Origin of the sequence: Mangrovimonas sp. YM274, from assembly GCF_030908385.1 — a bacterium.
Lineage (GTDB): Bacteria > Bacteroidota > Bacteroidia > Flavobacteriales > Flavobacteriaceae > Mangrovimonas_A.
The window spans coordinates 356,226-381,626 of record NZ_CP133091.1 but is presented as its reverse complement, the minus strand read 5'-3'; the positions used below and the strand labels follow the sequence as shown (position 1 = coordinate 381,626).

General features: G+C 37.8%; 24 protein-coding genes. 3 read left to right on the top strand and 21 right to left on the bottom strand.

Annotated features, from left to right (window positions below):
* Both RBH95_RS01700 and RBH95_RS01695 read left to right on the top strand, forming a co-directional pair.
* On the top strand, positions 1-2,049 hold the full coding sequence (locus RBH95_RS01700; protein WP_307901011.1) for an FG-GAP-like repeat-containing protein: 2,049 nt from the start codon (positions 1-3) through the stop codon (positions 2,047-2,049).
* 61 nt (positions 2,050-2,110) lie between these two features.
* The gene (locus tag RBH95_RS01695; RefSeq protein WP_307901010.1) at positions 2,111-3,022 is read left to right on the top strand and encodes an ABC transporter ATP-binding protein; all 912 of its coding nucleotides are present in this window, start codon (positions 2,111-2,113) and stop codon (positions 3,020-3,022) included.
* Here the strand turns inward: RBH95_RS01695 and RBH95_RS01690 are convergent.
* The 9 genes from RBH95_RS01690 to pdxA form a co-directional block, all read right to left on the bottom strand.
* On the bottom strand, positions 3,015-3,476 hold the full coding sequence (locus tag RBH95_RS01690; RefSeq protein ID WP_307901009.1) for a hypothetical protein: 462 nt from the start codon (positions 3,474-3,476) through the stop codon (positions 3,015-3,017). The genes RBH95_RS01695 and RBH95_RS01690 overlap by 8 nt on opposite strands.
* Positions 3,466-4,161 carry a monofunctional biosynthetic peptidoglycan transglycosylase gene (gene mtgA, locus RBH95_RS01685; RefSeq protein ID WP_307901008.1) on the bottom strand — a complete coding sequence of 232 codons (696 nt, stop codon included), beginning with the start codon at positions 4,159-4,161 and terminating at the stop codon, positions 3,466-3,468. Before mtgA ends, RBH95_RS01690 begins: the two co-directional genes overlap by 11 nt.
* Positions 4,162-4,165: 4 nt before the next feature.
* On the bottom strand, positions 4,166-5,281 hold the full coding sequence (locus RBH95_RS01680; protein ID WP_307901007.1) for an FAD-binding oxidoreductase: 1,116 nt from the start codon (positions 5,279-5,281) through the stop codon (positions 4,166-4,168).
* Positions 5,282-5,452: 171 nt separating this feature from the next.
* Positions 5,453-6,808: an acetyl-CoA carboxylase biotin carboxylase subunit gene (gene accC / locus RBH95_RS01675; protein WP_307901006.1), complete on the bottom strand. Its 1,356-nt coding sequence runs from the start codon at positions 6,806-6,808 to the stop codon at positions 5,453-5,455.
* Between the two features lie 82 nt (positions 6,809-6,890).
* Positions 6,891-7,379 (bottom strand): acetyl-CoA carboxylase biotin carboxyl carrier protein, encoded by a 489-nt coding sequence (gene accB, locus RBH95_RS01670; RefSeq protein ID WP_307901005.1) that lies wholly within the window; start codon positions 7,377-7,379, stop codon positions 6,891-6,893.
* 35 nt (positions 7,380-7,414) lie between these two features.
* A complete protein-coding gene (locus RBH95_RS01665; RefSeq protein WP_307901004.1) occupies positions 7,415-8,410 on the bottom strand; it encodes a beta-ketoacyl-ACP synthase III in 996 nt (331 codons plus the stop codon).
* A 179-nt stretch (positions 8,411-8,589) separates the two neighbouring features.
* Positions 8,590-8,793 carry a 50S ribosomal protein L32 gene (gene rpmF / locus RBH95_RS01660; protein WP_076662774.1) on the bottom strand — a complete coding sequence of 68 codons (204 nt, stop codon included), beginning with the start codon at positions 8,791-8,793 and terminating at the stop codon, positions 8,590-8,592.
* Between the two features lie 8 nt (positions 8,794-8,801).
* A complete protein-coding gene (locus RBH95_RS01655) occupies positions 8,802-9,341 on the bottom strand; it encodes a DUF177 domain-containing protein (protein ID WP_307901003.1) in 540 nt (179 codons plus the stop codon).
* Between the two features lie 72 nt (positions 9,342-9,413).
* On the bottom strand, positions 9,414-10,460 hold the full coding sequence (gene pdxA / locus RBH95_RS01650) for a 4-hydroxythreonine-4-phosphate dehydrogenase PdxA (RefSeq protein WP_307901002.1): 1,047 nt from the start codon (positions 10,458-10,460) through the stop codon (positions 9,414-9,416).
* A gap of 142 nt (positions 10,461-10,602) precedes the next feature.
* Here pdxA and RBH95_RS01645 point away from each other — a divergent pair, with 142 nt between their 5' ends.
* Entirely contained in the window at positions 10,603-11,190 is a 588-nt protein-coding gene (locus tag RBH95_RS01645; protein ID WP_307902272.1) for a riboflavin synthase, read from the top strand.
* Between the two features lie 10 nt (positions 11,191-11,200).
* On the opposite strand, the gene RBH95_RS01640 is transcribed toward RBH95_RS01645, so the two are convergent.
* From RBH95_RS01640 to RBH95_RS01585, 12 genes are all read right to left on the bottom strand, one after another.
* Positions 11,201-11,389, bottom strand: a complete 189-nt coding sequence (locus RBH95_RS01640) for a hypothetical protein (protein ID WP_307901001.1) — start codon at positions 11,387-11,389, stop codon at positions 11,201-11,203.
* A gap of 543 nt (positions 11,390-11,932) precedes the next feature.
* Positions 11,933-12,850, bottom strand: coding sequence for an alpha/beta hydrolase (locus RBH95_RS01635; RefSeq protein ID WP_307901000.1), 918 nt, complete (start codon positions 12,848-12,850; stop codon positions 11,933-11,935).
* A gap of 13 nt (positions 12,851-12,863) precedes the next feature.
* Complete coding sequence (locus RBH95_RS01630; RefSeq protein ID WP_307900999.1) at positions 12,864-14,207, bottom strand: glycoside hydrolase family 28 protein; 1,344 nt, start codon at positions 14,205-14,207, stop codon at positions 12,864-12,866.
* A gap of 5 nt (positions 14,208-14,212) precedes the next feature.
* Positions 14,213-14,974 carry a rhamnogalacturonan acetylesterase gene (locus tag RBH95_RS01625; RefSeq protein WP_307900998.1) on the bottom strand — a complete coding sequence of 254 codons (762 nt, stop codon included), beginning with the start codon at positions 14,972-14,974 and terminating at the stop codon, positions 14,213-14,215.
* Positions 14,961-16,988: a pectate lyase gene (pelA, locus tag RBH95_RS01620; protein WP_307900997.1), complete on the bottom strand. Its 2,028-nt coding sequence runs from the start codon at positions 16,986-16,988 to the stop codon at positions 14,961-14,963. The genes RBH95_RS01625 and pelA overlap by 14 nt, the downstream gene beginning before the upstream one ends.
* Before the next feature lie 35 nt (positions 16,989-17,023).
* Positions 17,024-18,208 carry a sialidase family protein gene (locus RBH95_RS01615; protein WP_307900996.1) on the bottom strand — a complete coding sequence of 395 codons (1,185 nt, stop codon included), beginning with the start codon at positions 18,206-18,208 and terminating at the stop codon, positions 17,024-17,026.
* The gene (locus tag RBH95_RS01610) at positions 18,208-19,818 is read right to left on the bottom strand and encodes a glycoside hydrolase 43 family protein (RefSeq protein WP_307900995.1); all 1,611 of its coding nucleotides are present in this window, start codon (positions 19,816-19,818) and stop codon (positions 18,208-18,210) included. The genes RBH95_RS01615 and RBH95_RS01610 overlap by 1 nt, the downstream gene beginning before the upstream one ends.
* Positions 19,819-19,840: 22 nt before the next feature.
* Positions 19,841-21,076 carry a glycoside hydrolase family 105 protein gene (locus RBH95_RS01605; RefSeq protein ID WP_307900994.1) on the bottom strand — a complete coding sequence of 412 codons (1,236 nt, stop codon included), beginning with the start codon at positions 21,074-21,076 and terminating at the stop codon, positions 19,841-19,843.
* Between the two features lie 3 nt (positions 21,077-21,079).
* On the bottom strand, positions 21,080-21,496 hold the full coding sequence (locus tag RBH95_RS01600; RefSeq protein ID WP_307900993.1) for a cupin domain-containing protein: 417 nt from the start codon (positions 21,494-21,496) through the stop codon (positions 21,080-21,082).
* Positions 21,496-22,518 carry a DUF4861 family protein gene (locus RBH95_RS01595; protein WP_307900992.1) on the bottom strand — a complete coding sequence of 341 codons (1,023 nt, stop codon included), beginning with the start codon at positions 22,516-22,518 and terminating at the stop codon, positions 21,496-21,498. The genes RBH95_RS01600 and RBH95_RS01595 overlap by 1 nt, the downstream gene beginning before the upstream one ends.
* 12 nt (positions 22,519-22,530) lie before the next feature.
* The gene (locus tag RBH95_RS01590) at positions 22,531-23,478 is read right to left on the bottom strand and encodes an alpha/beta hydrolase (RefSeq protein ID WP_307900991.1); all 948 of its coding nucleotides are present in this window, start codon (positions 23,476-23,478) and stop codon (positions 22,531-22,533) included.
* Between the two features lie 273 nt (positions 23,479-23,751).
* A complete protein-coding gene (locus tag RBH95_RS01585; protein ID WP_307900990.1) occupies positions 23,752-25,212 on the bottom strand; it encodes a glycoside hydrolase family 28 protein in 1,461 nt (486 codons plus the stop codon).
* Between the last annotated feature and the right edge of the window lie 189 nt (positions 25,213-25,401).

Sequence of the window (25,401 nt, the reverse complement as noted above, 5' to 3'; positions counted from 1 at the left end):
ATGAAAAATAAACTACTTATATGTTCTGCATTAATAACCTCGTTTGTATTACATGCACAGAGTTACGATTCTTGTGAAGACGCCTCTATACAACCTTCCGCAGTTGAAGGCACCTATACCGTTGGAACCATAAATGGGGAAGTTCCTTTAAATTATTGTATTTCTGGAGCGGAGGATGCGACTGCTGCTGAATGGATCAAATACGTTCCGGAAGAAAATTATACCGTATCCATAAGCTCCAAATTAAATTCTAATATTGATCTAAACACAAGACTTCATATTTTCTCAGGGGACTGTAACTCTTTAACCTGTGTGTCAGGAAACGATGATCATGGAATGTCAATTAATGAAAGTGATTTATCCGTAGTAACCTTTGATGCGCAAAGTGGCAGCACATATTACATTGTCTGGGACAACAAATGGGATGACAGTCCATTTGAATTTACCTTAACAGAATGTACCATAAATTTTAGTGACCAATTCGAAACTGCTACGGGAACAGATTATGCTGTGGTAGATATGAATGGTGATTTTCTAGATGACACTGTTTCCATAAACAACCAACCTGACAATTATTTAATAAATATAAATTATCAACTCCCTGAGGGAGGTTTTAATAATGTCTCCATTTCAACGGAAGAACCTAACTATCCCCCTTCATGGAGTTTGACTGCTGGTGATTTTGATGCAAATGGATTTAATGATCTTATGTATGGTTCATCTAATGGAGTAACCTTTATGCAGGCCAATGATGATGGGACATCATTTAACCAAGTTTCAGGAACTGAATATGTTTTTTCTCAAAGAGGTAATTTTGTAGATATTAATAACGATGGACACTTAGATGCCTTTATGTGTCATGATTTGGCACCAAGCGTTTCCTATATTAATGATGGAAATAATAATTTAATTTATGAAAACACCAATGGTCTTGGGGATTATGCTACTGGTGGTAACTACGGGTCTGTTTGGATAGATTATGATAATGATTACGATATGGACATGTTTATGGCCAAATGCGGTGGATCTGATGCCCGACGTACCAATCAATTATACCAAAACAATGGAGATGGCACCTATACAGAAGTTGGTGAGGCTTCAGGACTAGCCGATGTTGTCCAAACATGGTCATCAGCCTGGGGAGACTTTGATAATGATGGCGATATGGATGTTTATGTAGGGTCTTATGAAAATAATAACGACCTATTATCCGTTAACAACCATAAACTTATGATGAATAATGGAGACGGCACCTTTACAGATGTGTCTGTGAATATTGCAGATACTCATGCCAATTTTGGACGTGAGAATATCCCAGGAGATTTTGACAATGATGGAAATCTGGATATTTATACCAATGGTGATATATTATTTGGAAATGGAGACATGACCTTTAGACTTGTTCATGACTTAAATGTTCCTGGGGCAGGGGCAATCGGAGACCTAAATAACGATGGATTTTTAGACTTCTTTTATCTTAATAAAGTTTATTTTAATAATACTAATAACAATAATTGGATTAAAATCGTAACCATAGGAAATATCCATGAAAGCGAAGAGGGAAGTAATCGAAACGGCATTGGAGCTAGAGTAGAAATAAGCACACCCTCCGGTATTCAAATAAGAGATGTAAGAAGTGGAGAAGGTTTTAAATATATGCACACCCTGAATACGCATTTTGGTCTTGGTACTGATACTACCATAAATTATGTTAGAGTTTACTGGCCCTCTGGTGCTATTGATGAAATCCTTAACCCTTCAATAAACGGTTCCCTAGTAATTCAAGAAAGTCAAACCCTTAGTCTAGAAGATTCTATCGTTGATAATTTAATCATTTATCCAAATCCAACAAAAGACCTATTACATCTTAGTTCTATGTCACAATTAGATAATACCGTATACACGGTCTTTGACCTTCAAGGAAAACGAGTCTTAAATGCGAAGCTAACCTCCAATACTATTGATGTATCCAATTTAGCTAATGGGAACTATATCCTTCGACTTGTAAATAATAGATCCATAAAAACTCAAAAGTTTATCAAACATTAGAATTCATAACATTGAAAGAACGCTCACTAATATGAGCGTTTTTTTATGTTATTTTTGCAGCATGCTTCATGTAAAAGATTTATCATTTCGATATAAGGACAATTCGGTATTAAAAGATGTCAACTTTCAAGTAGGCATCGGTGAACACCTTTCCATAATTGGCGAGAGTGGCTCTGGAAAAAGCACCCTTCTAAAGCTACTCTATGGTGAGCACGACTTGGACCAAGGAGAAATTTTTTGGAAAAACACCCAAATATTGGGACCAAAATTCAATTTGGTCATTGGCTACGATTTCATGAAATATGTCGCCCAAGAATTTGATTTGATGCCTTTCACATCGGTAGAGGAAAACATTGGAAAATTCTTATCCAACTTTTATCCTGAAGAGAAACAAGAAAGAATCGCAGAACTCTTGGAGGTCGTAGAATTGACCAACTTTGCCAAAACCAAAGTAAAGACCTTAAGCGGCGGCCAAAAACAGCGTGTGGCCTTAGCTAGAGCTTTGGCGAAACAGCCCGAAATCATGTTATTGGATGAGCCCTTTAGCCACATCGACAATTTTAAAAAACAATCCCTACGCCGAAATGTATTTCAATATTTAAAGCGACATAAAATTACCTGTATTGTTGCCACCCATGATAGTGAAGATGTTTTAGGATTTTCAGATAGAATGATTGTTTTGGACAAGCATCAAATTGTGGGCAATGATTCCCCGGAAAATTTGTTCAACAACCCACAAACACCATTAATAGCGTCCTTTTTTGGAGAATTCAATATTCTTAATGGCGATATTGTTTACGCACACCAGATAAAAGTAGTTCCAAATTCCAACCTAAAAGCAACCGTCAAACAAGCCTATTTTAAAGGGAATTATTATTTGATTGAAGCAGATTTAAATGGCGATACTGTTTTTTTTAACCATTTTGAAAATATAAAACCGGGAACCCCAACTTTTTTGGAATACTCTAAATAGTTTCTAGAATTATCATTTTGTTTCCTCTAAAAGCAATCTCCTTCCCAACCTGTTTCCCCATTAGCAATTGCCCAATTGGAGTGGCTGCAGAAATAGCATAAATAGACGTGTTTTCAATATTCAGTTCTCCCAAACTTACAGCTATAAAATAATTACCTTTATCGGTAAATACCACACTCCCCAAACCAATTATTTTAGGGCTACTGTTAGGATTTATTTTGGATAGAACAGCTTTAGTACGTTCCAGTTCTGCTAATTGTTGACCTGCCTTTTCCCGTTCCAATTGCAACATAGCACGGCCTGTTTCATGCTTATCTCCCGCACTGCTTTTGGTTTCGGAATTTAGTGATTCTTGAATATCCAGAATACTTTGTTGGCTGACCTTCAACCGAGCGTCTATCAATTCCATACATTGATGCAGCAACTTAGGTTTTATTAATTCTTTATTCTTCATTGGGAACAGAATAATCTAAAGGTCCATAAAAGCCCATTTGTTTAACAATCCACTCCTTTCTCCCCTGAATGTATGTTGTGGCAGGTTGAGCTTTGTAATGTCTTGGATTGGGTAAAATTGCCGCAATAGCGGCTGCCTCATATTGGGTTAATTTACTGGCAGGCTTTTTAAACCAATAGCTAGAAGCGGCTTCTGCTCCATAAATACCATCTCCCATTTCAATGCTGTTAAGGTACACCTCAATGATACGTTCCTTTGGCCAAACCAATTCAATTAAAAATGTGAAATACGCTTCCAATCCTTTGCGCAACCAACTACGTCCTGGCCATAAAAACACATTTTTAGCCGTTTGTTGGCTGATGGTACTTCCTCCTATAATCCGCTTACCTTTTTTGTTATTTTCATAGGCCTTTTCAATGGCTTTTACGTCAAAACCATGGTGCTTTACAAAGGTCTGGTCCTCACTACAAATTACTGCCAATTGTAGATTTTTGGAAATCGCTTCCAAAGGTTCCCAATCGTGTTTCCACATTTGTCTCTCTTTCTCCTTTGGTTGTTCATAATACCGAATTACCATCAGCGGTGTGATTGGAACTGGCACCCAACGATAGATAATGACAAAACCTGCAGAAAGAATAATCCACAGAAAAATAAGTTTTATAAGAAATCGTAAAAGTCTTTTCATGATATCATTCTAACAATTCAGCTAATTCCATCCCGACTAAACTCCCAATGGCTACACCCATTCCCCCCAATCTTACACCACAAAACACATTGTTGGACACTTGCTTTACTATTGAATTCTTTTGGGAGCCAACCCCCATAATACCACTCCATCGGTTTTCAATTTTAAATGGTATCTTTGGTAATATTGTATTTTTAAGCAAATCTTCCAATTGATTTTGAACCAATTCCGTAAGTCCAAATTGTGTGGTTTCCTCTGTTTTAAAATCTAAGTTTCGACCACCTCCAAAGAGTATTCTACCCCCAACATTTCTGAAATAATAATACCCTCTATCCAAATGAAAGGTGCCTTTAAACGGTAAGTTTTTGATAGGGTTGGTTACCAGCACTTGAGCTCTTGCCGGCAAGACGGTTTCGTTTAAAAGATGGGACGCAAATCCGTTGGTGGCCACAAATAATTTGGAAGTTGAAACTTCAAAATCCTTCGTTTTTATAACTACACCTGTATTGGTTTCCGAATAGCCTTCAACAACGACGTTATTTAAGATTTTCACCCCCAATGACTGAACTTTACAAAGTAAAGCCTCCATCATTTTTCCAGTATCAATCTGACCTTCATAAGGCGTGTATAGAAATTTGTTTTGCACATTTTGAAAGCCAAATGTATTTTCCTTCAGGACAAATACGTCTTCCTCAAACAAAGGGCGTAGCAACTTGTTAACAGATTCCATTTGCTCCAAACAAGCATCAAATAAAGCACTCTGTGCATGAGTAAACAGTTCGTAACCTCCGTGTTGTTTAAAATCAATAACACTATCACTTAAATTTTGACGTAATAGTTTTAAGCCCTTCACACGCTTTTGCACCAATTGAAATACAGTTTCCTCATCATGGGACTGTAAATCCTCCAAAATCTCACTAAGACTCCCAAAACAGGCAAAACCGGCATTTTTGGTACTGGCTCCCTGAGGCAAGATGCCCTTTTCCAAAACAAGGATTTTGGCCTTTGGATATTTTTGCTTTAAATACAAAGCGCAGTTCAACCCAACAATACCACTGCCAACAATGGTAAAATCGACATTGGAGAACCAAGATTGTATTTCCCAAAAAGACCAATTCATATTACGAAGTTACTGTTTTCGTGTTAAGGATGGAAGTGACATCCTTTTTGTTTTTCACAAAAAGATACAACGGACAGCCTGACTTTTGGCCAAATACTTTTGGGCAAAAGAACACCATAAAAAAACTCCGAACTTTACAATTCGGAGTCTTTATTATTTTATAGGAATATGTTATTCTTCTTCCTTAAGATCTTGCATTTTGAAACCTTCCATAAACTTGGTGGTATAGTTTCCGGCAAGATAATCTGGGTGGTCCATCAACTGTCTGTGGAAAGGAATGGTTGTTTTAATTCCTTCAATCACGAACTCATCCAAAGCACGCTTCATTTTATTGATAGCTTCTTCTCTTGTTTGAGCTGTTGTTATCAACTTTGCAATCATAGAGTCATAGTTTGGAGGAATGGTATACCCTGCATAAACGTGGGTATCCAAACGTACACCATGGCCTCCTGGGGCATGCAATGTAGTAATTCTACCTGGTGACGGTCTGAAATCATTAAACGGGTCTTCAGCATTGATTCTACATTCAATGGAATGTAAGTTTGGCTCGTAGTTTTTACCAGAAATTGGCACACCAGCAGCCACCAAAATTTGCTCACGGATCAAGTCGAAATCAATTACCTGCTCTGTAATTGGGTGCTCTACTTGGATACGCGTATTCATTTCCATGAAGTAGAAGTTACGGTGCTTATCCACCAAGAATTCAATGGTTCCCGCACCTTCGTATTTAATGTACTCTGCCGCCTTTACCGCTGCGTCCCCCATTTTGGTACGCAACTCATCGGTCATGAATGGTGATGGCACTTCCTCTGTCAATTTTTGGTGACGACGTTGGATAGAACAGTCACGCTCTGACAAGTGACATGCTTTCCCTCTAGAATCTCCAACAATTTGGATCTCGATATGTCTTGGCTCTTCAATAAGTTTTTCCATGTACATATCATCGTTTCCAAAGGCTGCTTTAGATTCCTGTCTGGCGGAATCCCATGCGTTTTTAAGGTCTTCGGCCTTCCAAACAGCACGCATTCCTTTACCACCACCTCCGGCAGTAGCCTTCAGCATTACAGGATAACCAACTTCCTCGGCCAACTTTTCGCACTCCTCGTAACTGGCAATAATTCCATCACTACCAGGTACACACGGCACGCCAGCTTCCTTCATGGTTGCTTTTGCAGTGGCCTTGTCTCCCATTTTCGAAATCATTTCAGGAGACGCACCAATAAACTTGATATCGTGTTCTTCACAGATCTTTGAAAACTTGGCATTTTCAGACAAGAATCCATAACCTGGGTGAATTGCATCTGCATTGGTAATTTCTGCAGCTGCAATAATATTTGACATTTTTAAGTAAGATTCTGAACTAGGGGCAGGACCAATACAAACCGCTTCATCGGCAAATTTAACGTGCAAACTATCGGCATCTGCCGTAGAATATACGGCTACCGTTTTAATGCCCATTTCCTTACAAGTTCTAATTACACGTAGTGCAATTTCTCCTCGATTGGCAACTAATATTTTTTTAAACATAAATTCTTCAAATTTTCAATATTCAAAAAACAAATCCCGAAGCACCTCTCCAGGTTTTGGAATTGAAAATTGGGATTTTACATTAAGATGGGTCCACTAAAAATAATGGTTGATCAAACTCTACTGGAGAGGCATCGTCCACCAATATTTTTACGATTTTACCTGAAATTTCAGATTCTATCTCGTTGAATAATTTCATGGCTTCGATTACACAAAGCACATCTCCTTCTTTAATCGTGCTACCTACCTCAACAAATACAGGTTTGTCTGGAGCAGGTTTGCGGTAGAACGTACCGATGATAGGAGACTTTATAGTTACATATTTTGAATTGTCATCCGCTGGAGCTGCTGCGGGAGCCGCTGCAGGTACAGTAGCTTGCACCTCTGCTACTGGAGGCGCTTGTGCTATAGGATTGTTAACTGGGATTTGTTGTAAGATGGTAGTAGATTCACCCTTATCTTCACTTCCTGTCTTAATGGTGATCTTGATATCGTCCATTTCCAATTTAACCTCACTTGCACCAGATTTGGCTACAAATTTGATTAAGTTTTGAATTTCCTTTATATCCATAATAGTTTAATTATATTATTAGTTTAGTTTAAGAATTAGGAATTGTAGGCCCATTTTAAATAGACCGATCCCCAAGTAAATCCGCCTCCAAAGGCAGCAAAAATTAAATTATCTCCTTTTTTGAATTGTGACTCGAAATCACTTAATAACAACGGCAAAGTGGCCGAAGTTGTATTTCCATAACGATGGATATTTTTAAGAACCTTTTCCTCAGGAAGGCTCATTCTATTGGCAGTTGCATCAATAATACGCAAGTTTGCTTGGTGTGGCACCAACCAAGACACATCCTCATGGTTAAGGTTATTACGCTTCATGATTTTTTCGGCAACATCAGCCATATTGGATACAGCAAACTTAAATACCGTACGCCCGTCTTGATGAACAAAATGCTGGCCATTTTTTACAGTATCTTCATTGGCAGGTAAGATAGACCCCCCCGCTTCAATTTTAAGAAACTCTCTTCCAGCCCCATCACTTCTCAAATATTCATCTTGAAGCCCAAGCCCTTCGGTATTTGGTTCAAATAGCGCTGCACCGGCACCGTCTCCAAAGATGATACAGGTCGTCCGGTCCGTATAATCAATAATGGAAGACATTTTGTCGGCTCCAATCAACAATACTTTTTTATAACGACCAGACTCGATATAGGCTGCTGCAGTAGACATACCATAAAGGAAACTTGAACATGCCGCTTGCAAGTCGTAAGCAAATGCATTGGTTGCACCAATTTCTGAAGCCACATAAACTGCCGTAGATGCCACCATTAAATCTGGTGTAGCCGTGGCTACGATCACCAAATCAATTTCTTTGGGATCCACCTGCTTGCGCTCCATTAAATTTTCTGCTGCTTTGATGGCAAGGTAAGATGTTCCTGCCCCTTCTTTTTTAAGTATTCGCCTTTCTTTGATTCCCGTTCTAGTAGTAATCCATTCATCATTTGTATCAACCATAGTTTCTAGAACTTTATTTGATAATACAAAATCGGGAAGATAGGCGCCTACAGCTGTAATTGCCGCTGTGATTTTACTCATTACTTATTTATTAGTTATCCAAAATTTTGGCAAAATAGGCCAAAAACAAGTAAATTTTGACGAAATTACTACTTTTTTAGTCAACTACGGCGCAAATTAACTTGTTTTTGAGACTTTAAAAAATTAATCATAAAAAAAACGCTCATTGCTGAGCGTTTTATTATATGCATGCATAATACTTATGCTAAATTCTCTTCTTTCTCAGAGTTGTCAATAAGCACTTGACCTCTATAGTATAACTTTCCTTCGTGCCAATGAGCTCTGTGGTATAAGTGAGCTTCTCCTGTAGTAGGACACGTAGCTATCTGAGGTACAGATGCTTTATAATGTGTTCTTCTCTTATCTCTTCTTGTTTTAGAAATCTTTCTTTTAGGATGTGCCATTTTATATGTTATTTATCCGTTAATAGTTTTTTTAATGTATTCCAACGAGGGTCTATCTCCTCCGATGTTTTAGTTTCTTTTTCGCCTTTTGGGCTCAACTCTTCCAACTTTTTAAGTACGTCTGATTGCAATGAACCGTCCATAACACCTGGGTGCACACGCTTGGCAGGCACCGACAATATTATTAATTCGTAAATGTATTGCGCAACATTCAATTCATACTCTCCGTGAGGCAAAATCAATATGTCTTCATATTCATCATTGTAGTCCTCTCCAAACTTCACAACCAAATCAAAATGACCTTTAATGTCTTGGTCAAACGGTTCATTAGTTACATCGCAATTCACATTCACAGTACCTTCAACAGAAAAATGCAACTCCATTAAAGTGGATTTCTTTTCAAAATCCAAATGGGTATCAATATTCACATCGTTGAACTCTTCGTACTCAAAATGCTCAAAGAACTTATTATCAATTTGATAATCAAAATGATGCTTTCCAACCTTTAAACCTACAAATTGTATGGTATATTCTTTTAAGGGCTTCATAGTCACTGTCATTTTGAGCCTGCAAATATATAAATTTTTTATTTATTACTACTTGTTATAAACAAAAAATGTTTATATCTTTTTTGGCGCCTTTTTTAATGGATTTTTTGAAAGTATCTCATACTCACTTCTATTTTTATAAATCTTAAGAGCCATAAATACAGCTTCTTTAAAAGAACTCTCGTCTGCTTGATTCTTTCCCGCAATTTCATAAGCTGTTCCATGGTCTGGTGATGTTCTAATTTTATCCAAGCCGGCAGTAAAATTCACCCCTTGTCCAAATGAGATAGTTTTAAAAGGAATTAACCCCTGATCATGATATGAGGCCATTACAGCATCAAAATTTTTGTAATTATTCGAACCAAAGAAACTATCTGCCGAATAAGGACCATACACCAACTTACCAGACTCTCTTATTTTCTTCAACGTTGGCCCTAATACCTTATCATCTTCCTCACCAATTACACCATTATCACCTGCATGTGGATTAATGCCCAACACGGCAATACGAGGTCTATTAATATTAAAATCCTTCACCAGAGACATGTAAACCGTATTTATTTTGTCTTGTATTAACTGTGGCGTAATCCTTTTTGGAACATCCTTAACAGGGACGTGATCTGTAAGCAATCCTACCTTAAGATCTTCGGTTACCATAAACATTAAACTCTTCCCCCCCAATTCCTTTGCCAAATAATCCGTATGCCCGGGAAACTTAAAACTTTCAGATTGAATATTATACTTATTAATCGGAGCGGTGACCAATACATCCACTGCTCCTTTTTTAAGAGCGTGAGTAGCAGCTTCCAAAGATTTTATAGCATATTCACCTATCTTAACATCTTCCTTCCCAAAATCTATGGTAACATTTTCTTTCCATACATTCAATACATTAATCTTTCCATCTACTATTTGACCTATATCATGGATGCCATGCAAATTTGCACTACTACCAATATGCTTTTTATAGAAAGACATCGCCTTTATGGATGCGAATATTACCGGAGTACAGAACTCAAGCATTCTAGGGTCTTCGAAGGTTTTTAAAATAATTTCTGGTCCAATCCCATTTAAGTCCCCTACTGAAATTCCAACTTTTATCGTATTATCTTTTTTCATTAAATATGATTCAATTTTCATACTGTCACGTGCCCATGACTTCCAAACGAAAGCCAAAATCCAAAAAATGACAGTTCATTTAAGCAAATACCATAATTGTACGTACTTTTATACCTGCAAATTTAACCATTTATTCGACATTATGTTTACTGGAATTATTGAAGACTTAGGAGAAATTACAAATCTGCATACAGAACAAGACAACCTTCATATTACCATAAAAAGTAAGATTACCCCCGAACTCAAAATAGACCAAAGCGTTGCACACAACGGAGTTTGCTTAACTGTAGTAAATATTTCAAACGAAGAATATACCGTTACGGCCATTAAAGAAACCCTCAACAAAACAAATTTAGGCAATTTAAAATTAGGTGACCAAGTAAATTTGGAACGAGCCATGAAATTGGGAGACCGTTTGGATGGTCATATTGTTCAAGGACACGTAGACCAAACGGCTACTTGTACATCAATCATCAATGAAAATGGAAGTTGGGTATTCACCTTTAACTATGACCCATCTCTACATAATATAACAATTGAAAAAGGATCAATTACCGTGAATGGAGTAAGCTTGACGGTGGTAAATTCTAAAAAGGGGGAATTTAGCGTTGCTATTATTCCTTATACCTTTGAACATACTAACTTCAATCAGTTTGATAGAGGAAGTATTGTAAATCTAGAATTTGACGTTGTGGGAAAATATATTAGCCAATTACACAAGTTGTTTTAATAGAACAATTCTATTTTTTCTGTTTGCGTTTTACTCTAACCCCATAAACACTTGCAACAATAAAACAAACTGAAATTAAACCATCAATCGGTAGCCCTGGAGGAATAGTTCCTTGTGGCGCAGGCTGAGGAGGAACAGGAGTAGCATCTCCCTGTGCAGAACACATAAAACTCACCAATACAAATAAAATTAAGGCCACTATTTTTTTGTTTTGTATTTTCATTAAAGTACGTAATGCAAAAGTGAGGTTTTAACTCGCTAATTTAACAATCATTTTACCAAAACTATTATCAATTTTTAAAACAAATGATCAACAAAAACTAGCCTAATTATACCATTGCAATTGTACAACCTAAACCAATTTCTTTGGTAAAATTATAAAAAAAAGTGACCTTACAAAACAAAAACAAAAAAAACATTCCATAAAACGCAAAAAAATCCGATGAAGTGCATTTCAAAAAATAAGTGCAGAAATTAATGATTTTAACAAAAACTTATGGATAATCATAATTTCATAATACATCCCAATTCTTTAAAACACTATAATTTATATATGTTCGTCATAATCAATAAGGCTTTCATTAAAAAAAAGAGACTAACCTTCCAATAGATTCATAAACCCCAAGATATTCCCATTTATAATTTAATAAAAGAATTTTCTTACTTATTCCTTTAAGCGTTATTTTCAAGGTTATTTGACAAAAAAAGGTAAGAATTTTTACGTTCTAAAAATATCGTCTAACTACTGAATTAACCCTTGGTAATTAAGCCAATTTTTCAAAACTTCAGTCCAACCTGCACTACTCCCCCTTCCTTTTAAACCAAAACCATGCCCACCTTCATTATAAACATGAAACTCAGCATTTACTCCATAACCTAAAGCCTTTTCGTAATAACGTAGACTATTTTCAACAGGTACAGCTCCATCATCTGAAGCATGAACTAAAAAAAACCTTGGAGTTTGAGCATCAATTTGATTTTCAATTGAAAATTTTTCCACATGTTCTCTTGAAGGGTTTTCTCCAAGCAAACTAGTTTTTGATCCTTGATGTGTAACTCCTTCTTCCATCGAAATTACGGGGTAAACCAAAATAGAAAAATCAGGTTTTAAATTTACTTTGTCTTCATCATTAAGAACAATCTCATGTATGTTTGATGCTGTTGCTGCCAAATGTCCCCCTGCAGAAAATCCCATGACTCCAATTTTATCGCCCTCAATATTATAATCATCCAAATGACTTCTCACATATCGGAAAGCTTCCTGTACATCCTGTAATGGTCCCAAGGATTTATCTTTCATAATACGATCATTTGGCAACCTATATTTTAAAACAAAAGCAGTAATCCCAAGTTCATTGAGCCATTTAGCTGGTTTGAATCCTTCTTTATCCATAGCAAGATGTCTATACCCTCCACCCGGACAAATAATTACTGCCGTCCCATTGCTTTTTTGGGGCCTAAAAACTGTTAACGTTGGCTCTGAAACCTTAAAAGACCTTATCAATTTTCCTTCATTAACCTCAGCTTCTTCTTGATAATTTTCATCTTCTATGGCATTAGGAATATATCCAGAATACAATTGTATTATTTCTTGAGCATATAAGCCTTTTAAAGCAGATAGTACTACCAAGCCAAAAATCATTCTTTTTTTTAAAGTCATTTTTAAAATTTTACTATTTAACAGAACTAGGCACTCCTTGCTGCTCACCAATTACAACATTTTCCAAAATGGAATTTTGTGCATTGAGTATTGTCAAACCATTCTTTGCGTACCCAATGGAAATATCCCTTAAAGAAACATTTTCCACTTTTTTGTAAGGATCCCCTTCAATCACAATACCAGCATTTGAAGCCGACCCACAGCCAATATTTGAAATAAGAACATTTGAAATCTTAGCAGGAAAGTCCCCTTCTCCTTCTCCATGATAATTTGAAGTCATGTAAATACAATCTTCAACTTCTAAAAACTTTAAATTAGAAATATAAATATCCCTTATATACCCTCCCCGATCTGAGTTTGTTTTAAAATAAATGCCACGCTTCAAATACCCAACCGCCGTGCATTCGTAAACAATTACATTTTCCACGCCAGCCGACATTTCGCTTCCTATCACAACGGCATGAAGTCCTTTAAATTTACAATTACGAACAATAATATTCTTTGATGGTATAGCACTATTAGCTCTCCCTTCATGGTCCCTTCCAGCTTTTATAGCAATGTTATCGTCTCCATTATCGAAAGTAATATTTTCAATCAAAATATCTTGAGAATATTCCAAATCAATCCCATCATTATTCTTGTTATGCGAGTTATATCTAAGCCCTCTTAAAGTAGCATTTTGGCACTTAAGTAAATGCACGCACCAAAAAGGAGTATCTTCAATCACAACATCTTCAATCAAAATCTGCTTAGAATCCACAAACTGAATTAGCTGAGGGCGTAAAAAATGGCCATCTCCAAAAACACGCTCTTCAACAGGGGTCTTATTGTGGTTCATATCCCGAGTCAATTGTTTCCCTTCTCCCTCCTTCACCTTCCAATCCGCCCAAGCCGATCCTCCTTCACCATCAATAGTTCCTTTACCAGTTATTGCAATATTTTCCAAACCAACCCCATAAATCATTGGACTATAATTATAAACCATAGTACCTTCCCAGCTTGTCAGAACCAAAGGGTAATCCTCAGGGTTCGATCCAAAACGCAAAAAAGCCCCTTCTTCCAGATGCAAATTAACATGACTCACAAAATGAATAGGCCCATTTAATACATATACTCCCTTGGAAACAACAATAGTCCCTCCTCCCTTCCTTTTACATGCCTTCATTGCCTTATCAAAAGCCTTCTTGTCATCAGCAACTCCATTCCCTTTAGCCCCATAATCCTGTACATCTACCCGGTAATTTGAAAACTGCGGCAAAGCTATCCTACGTTCTATAGCAGCAATAGTCGAATCCATGTCTACCTGAGCATTTAAATTCACCCCAAGTAACATGATAATGAACAATAACCCCTTCATAACATCTATTTTAAATAGGGAACAAGAAAACTCTCAGAATTCCTCAAAGCTTGTACAAAGCGTTTCGCCACTTCAATCGCACCTAAAGCCGATAAATGCGTATCATCCGTTTTTCCTTCTGGATAAAAAGGGTGTTCCCCAGAAGTGAAATGAAGGTGCAATTTCTTGGAATTTTCCACTCCATAAAACTCTTCCATTTGCTCTGTTAAATACTGCATATCGACAAAAGGAATTTCCAATTCTTTGGAAACCAATCTTACCTCCAAAGGATACACACCATGCGTATCCACCAAGGTGCCATATTCGTTAAAGTTTCTTCTTACAATAGAAGAACACAAAATTGGCCTTGCTCCTTTCTCCTGCGTTTCCTGAACCATTTTGATAAGATTATGACGATATGCCGTATGCGGATTGGTATATCTTTTTGGATCGTTTTCCTTTTGATCGTTGTGTCCAAACTGAATAATAACCACATCTTTTGGCTTTAATTTAGCAACCACGGAATCCCAACGTCCTTCCGCAATAAAACTTCTGGTACTACGTCCGTTTACGGCATGATTTTCCACGGTAACCTTATCGTTAAAAAATGGCTGCAACACTTGTACCCATCCATGCTCTGGATTCTCCTCTGGATCTTTCTTATTCGCCATTGTAGAGTCACCCACAGCATAAATTGTAATCGCTGCTTGAGGTTCTTCAACCTGTTCTATTTGTTTTTGACAACCTGCCAACACAATTAGTAGTAATAATATTTTAAAATAGTTCATACCACTCTGGTTCATTACTTTTTGGATATTCACCTAAGATGTTCTTTTTCGTATATCTTTTTGCCTCCTTCTTATTTAACTGATGCGACCACGGCACTCTTTGTACTGGACGAAATCCCGCTCCCTCACATTCATATTCAGCATAAATGGCATTTTTTTCTGCTTCTGGCTTTGACCAATTATGCCAACCTTCCGGAAAAATATGCCCTTCCATGTCGCAATTCAAAAACACGGTTTGCGCATAAATACGCCACGGCCGTCCCAAAAACACCTCTGTCACACCCTTTTCTGCAGTCAACTTACAGTTTAAAAACACATAACCAAAACTCGCGCCTTTAGGAGTAGATGCCGCCGTGATGTAAGAATCCTTTTTACTATGAATAACACAATTCTCGAACAGTGCCGTAGCCCCTCCAAAAATAAAGTCGGTAGTACCATCAATATAACAGTCCTTATAATATTGCTTCCCAATCCCTGAGGCATACAAAGTATCCTGATTTCCTAAAATATTACAGTTTTGTATCATAACACGATCTGAAAACACCGATAAAGCAACAGCCTGCCCAACATCACCCGACGTATTTTGAATGGTCAAATTCCGAGCTTCAAAATCGTTAGCCTCCACTAACATGGTATAGGTAAAAAAGGTAGAATTTCTTCCAAGATTAATTTTATCAAAATAATCATCGTAGGTAATAATTGTATGCTCCTTACTTTCTCCAACCAATGACAAGTTAGTATTCCACTCATGTACCTTTACCTTTTCATAATACACCCCATTTTTTACAAAAATGGTTATGCGATCATACGGAAAGGACTTTGTATTATTAATAGCCTCTTGAATACTGGTATATTCCCCAGAACCATCCTTAGCGACCACCATATAACGTTCATTCATTGGTTTTTTATAAATGATTTCTGCTTCTTTCCCATACTTCTCCTTCCATTTTGGATAACGTTTCAACACCTCTTTAGGCTCATTGGTATACCATGCATAACCATTTCTTCGCTCGGCTCCGATTTCAGCCATTGAATACTTTTTGACTCCATCACGATCACAGAAAAAAGGCCTGTTATCATCCAATTCCATAAAGCGCGCCCAAATAGCTTCGGCATTAGGATCTTGCACCATTATTTTTTCAGTTAATTCTCCAGAATCGTCATAAAACCGCTTTTCTCGCAAACCTTCAATCTTCACCTTTTTAAACCAAACCACAGCCGCATCTACAGCCTTCACAACTTCAGGGGAAGGCTGTTCTAAAGCCATTAACAGCAACACAATATTAGCCGATTCCTTCCCACTTAACGAAGGCAATTCATAAGCCCTTGCCTTAGCAGGCGAATAAGTTGTCTCATCATGTTGGGCACACCATCCTGTTAAAACCCCATTTTGAACATATTGTGTTTTTAAAATACAGTCAACGCCTTTTTCAAAAGCGATATTTATTTTTATTAGAGTTGTTTCATCTGGTTCTATGGAATAATATCCTGACTTATTTTTTAATTCCAAAAGCAGCTTCATGATATTGGCCATGGAATCATCGTTGTATGTGATATGTGAATAATACCCCTTTTTAAGCGGATAAAATTGAGGCCAGCCTCCGTTATCATATTGGGCTGCCAACAAATAATCCACACCTTTTAGAAAAGCCTCTTTATATCTTTCATCGGGAACTTGGCGATACATTTTAGAAAGAAAACGCATTTCCTGAACCGTAGCGCCATTATCTGTCGTACAGCCTTCACCTTGAGTTTTCAACTCCTGCAACTCCTTTTTTTCATTTGAATTCAAAGGCAAATGCATTTGGATGTTTTTGGGCCAACCACCGATATCCCGTTGGTATAACAGAACATTTTCGGCTATTGCCTTGGCCTCTTCCGAAGCAAACCATTCTCCTTCTTCCTGATAAATTATGGCTCTCCAGGATTGGTCATGTACTTGGGCCAATACGCCTAAGTTCACCGTCAAACTTATGACTAGAAATAAAGTATAATGTATCTTGGTTAATTTCATTTTGATTCAAAACTGAAGACTAGTCTTCCTTTTAATTAATCTTTCAAACTGTCTAATGGAATCCTAGTAAATTCTACATCTTCCTTATTCGTGGTATAGGAAACATACAAATATCCATCATGCACCATCGACTTGGGATAATGATATCCCAATCGTTTATATTTTCCTTGGTAACGCAAGGGTTGAATACCTTCCCCTCCTGTTCTAAGCACAAATGACCTATCAAAAAACTTTCCATCTTCGCTTAAAGTAATTGCCAAAGGCATCCGCGTTTTTGAATGTACAGGATTATTTACCAAATACACTGTACCATCTGGCAAATTACCGGCACTTTGTTTGGAGCGCGAATCTGGCATTTCGGTTAACATTGGACTCGTCCATGTTTCACCAAGGTCATGACTTACAGATGCCATGGAAAAAAACGAACTGAACTGATCTCTAAAAACCATCACCAACGTCTGATCGTTTTGACTAAAACAACTTGGTTCGATTTCACGAGATACTTCATTTTTGGAGGAGCTATTTGAAAAATCGGCCCTAGTCCAACCTCTTATCCCCGAAGGATCATCCGTAAAAATGGGAGCAACATGTAATCCAGGTTGAAAATGAGCCGCATTAACAATCCGTCCATTCTCCAAACTTCGTGGGTCTTGTTCGAATACCCCTTGCATAGGAGAACCATCTTTCATTAATACTGGCTTTTTATCAGACCAATGCATGCCGTCCACACTCGTTTTATAATAGGCAAAGCCTCCTTCGGGTACTAATTTTGATGGCCAAACATTGAAATAGGCTACCAAAGTATCCCCATTTCTCCACCATCCCCCAGAGGTGCTATAGCCCTTGGGTTGTGTCTCCGCTAATACCATTGGCTTAGACCAAGAACGACCATCCTTACTTCTACTGTAAGCCACCCATGTATCTTCTGAATCTTCATCTTGCTTGGAGCTTTGCCATTGACAATACAAGTAGCCATTAAAAGCTGTCATAACAGCACCGTTACTAAAATGGTCGGTACTATCGGACGGTTTAAATACTGAAAAAGTTTCAATTCCATTAGGTGTCTTCAAACCCAAATCAGCCACTTGCAAAGAATCAAATAAATCCGATTTCACGGAAAAAGGAAGTTCGGTAGATGACTCTAACTTGCAGCCTTGAAACAACAAGCAACTACACCCTAAGAACAACGATAACATCAATATTGCCGTTGATTTATTCATTATTCGGTAAATCTAATCCAATCAATATCCACACTACCTGCATCGTTTATAACACCATCGCGCAATGCCAAAAAGCCTATTTTGCTTCCTATCCATTTCCCTTCTCTAGATTTAAAAGAAGTTCCTATCGATTTAAATTTCTTCCCATTTTCACTATAGAAGAATTCACAAATACCATTTTTTCCAACCTTCACCTGAAGATAGAAGGTATTATTTTTTAATGGTACTGAAGCGTTTTCCTTTTCAACTCCTTTTTTATCGGCATCCATACAAGTTACCTGAGACAACCTTAATTTACCTGATTGTTGCTCCACCTTAAGATAACTATAATCCAATCCCATGATCAAAAACCCAACTTGCTCACCATCAAAACGAGCATTGAAAGTCATTTTGGTGGTTGCCGTAAATTCTTCCGAAGGAAACTTTTGCAGCAATAAATTGGGAACATCCATTAAGTTCTGAGCTTCTCCTTTGGGCATGCAATACATGGTGTAATGTCCCATACTTGTTGGAAACCCCCAATACACTTTTGGGTTGGCATGCCACTGCCATTGCAATCCTAAAGATGGATCATTAAACTCATCAGAATCTGGAGGTGTTACTTTGGAATAAGTCGCTCCTACATTTGGTTTTTTATAAGAAGCCACAGGAACTCCAATACCATCACCATCCTTATCTTCGCCAATAACAGGCCATCCATCAACCCATTTCATAGGCTGCAAATGAACAATTCTACCATAAGTGCCTTTATCCTGAAAATGTATGAACCAATCTTCTCCTGTTTGCGTTTGCACCCAAGCTCCTTGATGAGGCCCATTAATGGAAGTCTTTCCTTGATCCATTACCTTGCGCTTTTCATAAGGCCCATAAATTTGCTTAGACCTCAGCACAGTTTGCCACCCAGTTGCCACTCCACCTGCAGGTGCAAAAATATAGTAATAGCCATTGTGTTTGTAAAATTTAGGTCCTTCTATTGTTGGTTCTTCCTCATGTCCGTCTATAATCATGACCTCATCATCATTGGCGATTGTGCCTTCGACGTTCATGGTACAAATTACCAGTAGACTTTTAATCCCTGCTCTACTTCCTGCAAATGCATAGGCTAAATAGACTTGGCCATCATCGTCCCAAAGAGGTGTTGGATCAATCAAACCTTTTCCGCCTTTTACCAAAATAGGCTCAGACCAGTTAGCTTTAGGATCTTTAGTCTTCACCATGTAAATACCATAATCCGGATCGGGATAGTAAATGTAAAATTCACCATCATGATATCGAATGCAGGGCGCCCAAACCCCATTTCCATGTTGTGGCTTATCAAACACCTCATAAGGTGGCTGTTTTGGCAATGCATAATTGATCAATTCCCAATTCACTAAATCCTTGGAATGTAAAATGGGTAAGCCAGGCAAACAATTAAACGATGAGGAGGTCATATAATAATCGTCACCCACCCTTACAACATCAGGGTCGGAATAATCGGCATGAAGGATTGGGTTTTTATAGGTTCCATCACCATTGTCCGCTACCCAAACCTGAGATAATGGTGTGGAATTTTGTGCAGAAAGACCCAAGTATAAGCAGGATAAAAATAAACTAATTGCTAGTTTCATAAATTTGAGGAAAGCTTTTTGATTATTGATTCAACTCCAAAGCAGCCATGATAAAAGGTCCGGTTCCCTTAGGATCATTAGCTCTAATTTTTTCTCCGATGTAGTATTCAAAAGTACCGTCACGATAAGGATTTCCTCCCAAACCTGCTACGGCACAACACTTATTAAGATTTACCATGCCATCGGTTTCCACACTCACAAAGGTGTCCAAAACACCCTGAAACCCTTTTTGAGCATAGGTTACATATGATTTTGGCAAATAGCCCTTGTTAACACCTTTAGCCAAGGCATAGGTGAACATGCAACTACCTGTAGCCTCCAAATAATTTCCTTCTCTTTCAGGCATGTCCAATACTTGATACCAAGTACCGCTCTTGTCTTGATATTTCACAATAGCCTCGGCGTATTGGTTTAGGTAGTTGATAATTCGCTCTCTTCCCGGGTGGGTTTCTGGCAAATAATCCAATACATCCACTAAAGCCATGCCATACCAGCCCATACCGCGGGACCAAAAGTTTTGGGACAGACCAGTTTCCTTGTCGGCCCACTTTTGCTCTTTGCTTTCATCCCAACCATGATAGTATAGTCCTGTTTTAGGATCTCTATTGTACTTTTCAATTAAATCAAATTGAAGCACGATTTTGTCAAAAGTTTTTGCTGCCTCGGCACCATCCATAAATGTTGTGGTATACTTGGCATGAAAAGGCTCTGCCATAAAAACTCCGTCCAACCACATTTGGTACGGATAGATCTTTTTATGCCAATAGCCTCCCTCTGAAGTCGTAGGCTGCCCCTCCAATTGCTTATGAAGGGTGTCCATGGCCATTTTAAATCTGGGTTCCTGCTTTTTATTGTACAAATAATACACGGCATCTCCAGATTTAATCATATCCAAATTATAATTACTAAGCTTATAGGTATCAATCGTTCCATCTTCAGCAATCATCCGGTTGGCATAATCGTAGATGTAATCAAACAAGCGTTCATCATGATTTTGCTCATAAACCCTAGACATGGCCTGCAACACCAATCCGTTGGTATAGCTCCATCTTGGCTTATCACGAAAATCAAGCGTAGTAGGATCTGGAAAACGCACAATTTCGGACAAGGCCATACGCTCAGACCATTTTAAATTCTTTGGAATTGTCATTTCTTTTTGAGGTTCTTCTGCAGTTACAACCTCCTTTTTATTTTCTTTACAGCTCATTGCCCCCATTAAAACGGCGAGAACAAGAACTGATTTTACATACTTTTTCATTTGTTATTTCTCATATTTTTTAATCACCAAATATTTCAATTCGGTTTCTCCGGCATTACTAATACCGTGCATGCTGTTTGACGGACAATACAAACTGGTATTGGCACCTACCACTACTTCCTTTCCATCTAAATGAAATCTGGCTGTCCCTTCCAGAACATAAAAGAATTCATCTTCGACATGTTTATGAGGCGCATGGGTTGATTTTCCTGGTGCCACCACACTCATTTTAATGGTCCTTCCGTCTAGGAAATCCTTATCTACAAACCAATATTGATAACCCACCTTGGTAGACACTGTTTGGTCTTTTGAAAAGGTATTAACACAATCCTCAATAGTGAATGATGCTTCTTGTGCACAAAGCATTTGGACTCCTACAAAAAGCCATCCAAAAAGAAACATTTGGGCACCTCTTTTCATTACAAGGTATTGTTATTTAATTCCGACAAAAGCCCATCTAAATAAGTCAAGAAACCTTCTTTTGTAGTAATGCCATCTTTTTCTTTTTCCCAAGCACCTAAGAAGTAAAAGGATACTGCTTCTGTTGTTGGTTTAAACACTACCAAATGATCATGAGGTCCTTCTACAACTTGTTCCACTGTTGACTTTTTATAAAATACAGCCATCCCCAAATTATCTGGCACTAAGCTTTGCTCTCCATAAGTAGCAATGTAGGCCCAATCTGAAGTATCGCTTTCCTTCTGGATCAAATCAATGCCATCAAATTTTACAATACCGGTACAAATTCCTGAAATCGCTTTTGAAGGCGTCATAGTATGTTTAGTCATTCTACTATCAGGCTGAATGCTCAATTGCGATTTTAAATCGATTTTATCATCCATGGTTTTCCATCCAAAATAATCTACATTCACCACAGACATGTTTGCCATATTCTCAACATTGGCAAACGTAGAATCCACCTCATTGAAGTGCAGCACTTCCGTACCATCATATCTCCCCAAAGAACCTATTCCCATAGATTTCCCGGCCTTTAAGATGTCCATTCCCCAAGACTGCAATTCATGGTACGAATCAAAGCCATCCTGCCCCACTTGAGACAAGACCATCTCATCGGTTACCTTTCCAAAAATGTCAATGGCATTTCTCCAATCCAGATACAGTCTGTAACCCACTTTACTACTTTCCCAACCTGGACCTTCATAACGGATATACCAAGAATGATCCGTATGTTGTTCAGGAACTTTTAAGGATGTTACATTTTTAAATGACGTTCCGCCACTATATTCCTTATGATCTCTAGGACCATCTATCCACTCCCCTCCTTCTGCAATGGAAATCTCTGCATAGGTTTTAGGAGTTTCAACTACCTCTTTTACCACTTCGGTTTCTTGAGTTGCTTCTGCTTCTTTTGGAGCTGATTTATCTTTACAGGACACCCCAAAGAACATCATCAAAAGGAGTATGGCGCTAATTCTTCTCATAATAATTTAGTTTTAATTGTTGGAAAATACGGTTTTTAAAAATTGATCCACACATTCCAAAACCTCATCAAACCAAGGCTGAAACAACCAAAAGGTATGCGGTGCATTGTGTATGGATTTCACTTCATAATATATATTATTTTGCTTTAAAACAGCAACAAACTCTTCTCTTCCTGCTTGAAATCTGTCAAAGTCACTTTTGATAAATAGTGAAGGCGTTGTGTTTCTACTTACGTGTGAAAGTGCCGAAGCCTGATGCCAAATTTCGGGACGCTCTTGGTAAGTGCCTCCCAACCATTCCGAAGCTAAAGTACCTTCCTCAGATATAGGATGATGAAACGCCAAAATTCCATCAATATTAATCAGCGCTTCAACATTGGAAGAGATTTCCGGCAGATAATCTACATCATCAAATTCAGAATTTCCATTAGTAGCTGCAATTAGCGAGGCCATTTGAGCTCCTGAAGAGCAACCCAAAACAGCCATTTTGGACGCATCCACTCCAAAGTCCTCTGCATTTTTCCTTACATATTTCACAGCCGACTTGACATCTTTGATGCCTTCCGGGAATTGCGCTTCTAGCGACAATCGATATTCAACGGTAAAGGAAACCCACCCTTTTTCTGCCAATTGTTGCGCCAATGGTTGCAACATAGTTCTATTACCAGATTTCCATCCACCACCATGGACTAAAATAATTGCCGGCTTAATTGTTTTTTGTGACTTTGAAAACGCATCCAAATGTAGCGCCCGCCCTTCAATAATCTTATAAACAATATCTCTTTGCTCGTTAACTTTAGATCTCTCTTTCAAGGTCACTAATTCAACAGCTGGATATTTTTTTTGAGCCTTTAAAAAGGCACTTTGAGAGGTGTAACTAGTATCTAAAGGTACCGTATACTGCGCCATGGCATTCCCCATTGAAAACAACACAAATACAATTTTAAACACTATTTTCATGACTACTTTCAGGTTACTTCTTGCAAACAACAGGAGCTTGATAATTCTATATCAAGCTCCTATCCAACTAATTCAAATATGCAAACACTCTAATTGCATCTAATTTAACCTCTAACAAACAATGCAATTACAATACTATTGACAGGCTGGATTTTAGGGACAACCGATACTAAATGACCATTGAAATCTTTTATTTCTAAATGATTTAAATATCCCATAGAAACTCCTTCCGTATTTTTTTAACACTACTTCTTTTCGCTCATCTTAAGGCATTTAGTTCTTGATAAGCTCCCCATTGATGTGCGTATTGATAAACTTTATATTTTCCACATTTTCTAAAGAATAAACCGAATCCACTTGCTCTATAACGACATCTTTCAATGTAACATTTTGCACTGGAGACTCTGGAAACCCTTTGGCCAAAATGCCAAATTTCCCGCCATTCTTAACCGTCATATTTTCTAAGTAAATATTTTTTACCGTTGGTATAAATTCCCCTGTTTGATTGGCATAGGTTGCATAAAACAGATTCACTCTTAAAACGGCTTCTTTAACTTGACCAACTTCTACATTTCTAACATAGACACCATCTACCACACCACCTCTTCTGGAATTGGTTTTAATGCGAATAGCACGATCCAAATGTGGACTATCCATGCTACAGTTTTCCACATATACATTGGAAACTCCTGCCGACATTTCGCTACCAATTACGACACCTCCATGTCCGTCAATCATTTTACAGTTTTGCACCACAATATTTTCACTTTTAATGGCAACCCTACGTCCTTCAGCATCTCTTCCTGCCTTAATAGCAATGCAGTCATCCCCGGTATTGAATACACAGTTTTTGATGATGACATTTTTAGAATATTCAGGATCGCAACCATCATTGTTAGGCCCGTGACTTTCCACCGTTACTCCATCTACAATGACGTCATTAGACTTTATCGGGTGAATCACCCAAAAAGGCGCATTGACAATTTTCACTCCCTGAATAAGCACATTGCTACACTCAAAAGGCTCTAAAAACGTTGGACGCAAATAGTGCCCTTCACCAAAAACACGTTCGGCAACAGGAACTCCCGTTTCTCCCATTTCCATCAATCTAGGTAAATTCAAACTATCACGCTGGGAAGCCATCCCTTCTTTCCAACCATACTCCTCCTTTTTACACCATGGCCACCAATTGTCGTTGGAAGCCTGTCCATTTAGAGTTCCTTCACCTGTAATGGCAATATTCTTTTTTTGATAAGCATAAATTAAAGGGGAATAATTCATCAATTCAATCCCTTCGTAAGAAGTATGCACCAACGGATAATCTTTAGGATTCGTGCTGAACAAAATTTCGGCACCAGCTTCCAAGTGCAGATTGACATTATCCTCCAAATGAATAGGCCCCGTCAAATATTGTCCTGAAGGCACTACAACTTTCCCTCCGCCCTTTTGAGAACATTCCATAATAGCTTTCCTAAAAGCCTCCGTATTATCTGCAGTTCCATCTGCCACAGCCCCATACTCCAAAATATTAAATGTAGCCTCCGGAAAACTAGGCGCTTTTACCTCGGCAACAATCTTTTGCATTGCAGTCCATGGACTACCTTCCGGGGTGCTACTTACAGTTTGTTGCTTTTTTTCACCACATGAAAAAAAGCACACTATCATCACAAACACAAACATTACGAGATTACTAAAACTAAGCTTAGATAGATGTGCTTTTAATATATTGTTCATTTCAGATTTCTTAAATTTCTATTCACAAATGCAATCGATTACCCAAACCTAATTAAAATGTCATGAGCAACCAAATTTTTTTCAAAAAAATATTATATTAGTAGCAAATAATAGATCCATTTTTTTTTAATTATCTATTTTTAGGCTAATTTTTTTATAAATTGTAAAAATTCACATCAAATTATCCAA

What these genes read in the sequence shown, in the direction of transcription:
- RBH95_RS01700 (WP_307901011.1), top strand. Translation starts at nt 1, where the DNA reads ATGAAAAATAAACTACTTATATGTTCTGCATTAATAACCTCGTTTGTA.
- RBH95_RS01695 (WP_307901010.1), top strand. Translation starts at nt 2,111, where the DNA reads ATGCTTCATGTAAAAGATTTATCATTTCGATATAAGGACAATTCGGTA.
- RBH95_RS01690 (WP_307901009.1), bottom strand. Translation starts at nt 3,476, where the DNA reads ATGAAGAATAAAGAATTAATAAAACCTAAGTTGCTGCATCAATGTATG.
- mtgA (WP_307901008.1), bottom strand. Translation starts at nt 4,161, where the DNA reads ATGAAAAGACTTTTACGATTTCTTATAAAACTTATTTTTCTGTGGATT.
- RBH95_RS01680 (WP_307901007.1), bottom strand. Translation starts at nt 5,281, where the DNA reads ATGAATTGGTCTTTTTGGGAAATACAATCTTGGTTCTCCAATGTCGAT.
- accC (WP_307901006.1), bottom strand. Translation starts at nt 6,808, where the DNA reads ATGTTTAAAAAAATATTAGTTGCCAATCGAGGAGAAATTGCACTACGT.
- accB (WP_307901005.1), bottom strand. Translation starts at nt 7,379, where the DNA reads ATGGATATAAAGGAAATTCAAAACTTAATCAAATTTGTAGCCAAATCT.
- RBH95_RS01665 (WP_307901004.1), bottom strand. Translation starts at nt 8,410, where the DNA reads ATGAGTAAAATCACAGCGGCAATTACAGCTGTAGGCGCCTATCTTCCC.
- rpmF (WP_076662774.1), bottom strand. Translation starts at nt 8,793, where the DNA reads ATGGCACATCCTAAAAGAAAGATTTCTAAAACAAGAAGAGATAAGAGA.
- RBH95_RS01655 (WP_307901003.1), bottom strand. Translation starts at nt 9,341, where the DNA reads ATGAAGCCCTTAAAAGAATATACCATACAATTTGTAGGTTTAAAGGTT.
- pdxA (WP_307901002.1), bottom strand. Translation starts at nt 10,460, where the DNA reads ATGAAAAAAGATAATACGATAAAAGTTGGAATTTCAGTAGGGGACTTA.
- RBH95_RS01645 (WP_307902272.1), top strand. Translation starts at nt 10,603, where the DNA reads ATGTTTACTGGAATTATTGAAGACTTAGGAGAAATTACAAATCTGCAT.
- RBH95_RS01635 (WP_307901000.1), bottom strand. Translation starts at nt 12,850, where the DNA reads ATGACTTTAAAAAAAAGAATGATTTTTGGCTTGGTAGTACTATCTGCT.
- RBH95_RS01630 (WP_307900999.1), bottom strand. Translation starts at nt 14,207, where the DNA reads ATGAAGGGGTTATTGTTCATTATCATGTTACTTGGGGTGAATTTAAAT.
- RBH95_RS01625 (WP_307900998.1), bottom strand. Translation starts at nt 14,974, where the DNA reads ATGAACTATTTTAAAATATTATTACTACTAATTGTGTTGGCAGGTTGT.
- pelA (WP_307900997.1), bottom strand. Translation starts at nt 16,988, where the DNA reads ATGAAATTAACCAAGATACATTATACTTTATTTCTAGTCATAAGTTTG.
- RBH95_RS01615 (WP_307900996.1), bottom strand. Translation starts at nt 18,208, where the DNA reads ATGAATAAATCAACGGCAATATTGATGTTATCGTTGTTCTTAGGGTGT.
- RBH95_RS01610 (WP_307900995.1), bottom strand. Translation starts at nt 19,818, where the DNA reads ATGAAACTAGCAATTAGTTTATTTTTATCCTGCTTATACTTGGGTCTT.
- RBH95_RS01605 (WP_307900994.1), bottom strand. Translation starts at nt 21,076, where the DNA reads ATGAAAAAGTATGTAAAATCAGTTCTTGTTCTCGCCGTTTTAATGGGG.
- RBH95_RS01600 (WP_307900993.1), bottom strand. Translation starts at nt 21,496, where the DNA reads ATGAAAAGAGGTGCCCAAATGTTTCTTTTTGGATGGCTTTTTGTAGGA.
- RBH95_RS01595 (WP_307900992.1), bottom strand. Translation starts at nt 22,518, where the DNA reads ATGAGAAGAATTAGCGCCATACTCCTTTTGATGATGTTCTTTGGGGTG.
- RBH95_RS01590 (WP_307900991.1), bottom strand. Translation starts at nt 23,478, where the DNA reads ATGAAAATAGTGTTTAAAATTGTATTTGTGTTGTTTTCAATGGGGAAT.
- RBH95_RS01585 (WP_307900990.1), bottom strand. Translation starts at nt 25,212, where the DNA reads ATGAACAATATATTAAAAGCACATCTATCTAAGCTTAGTTTTAGTAAT.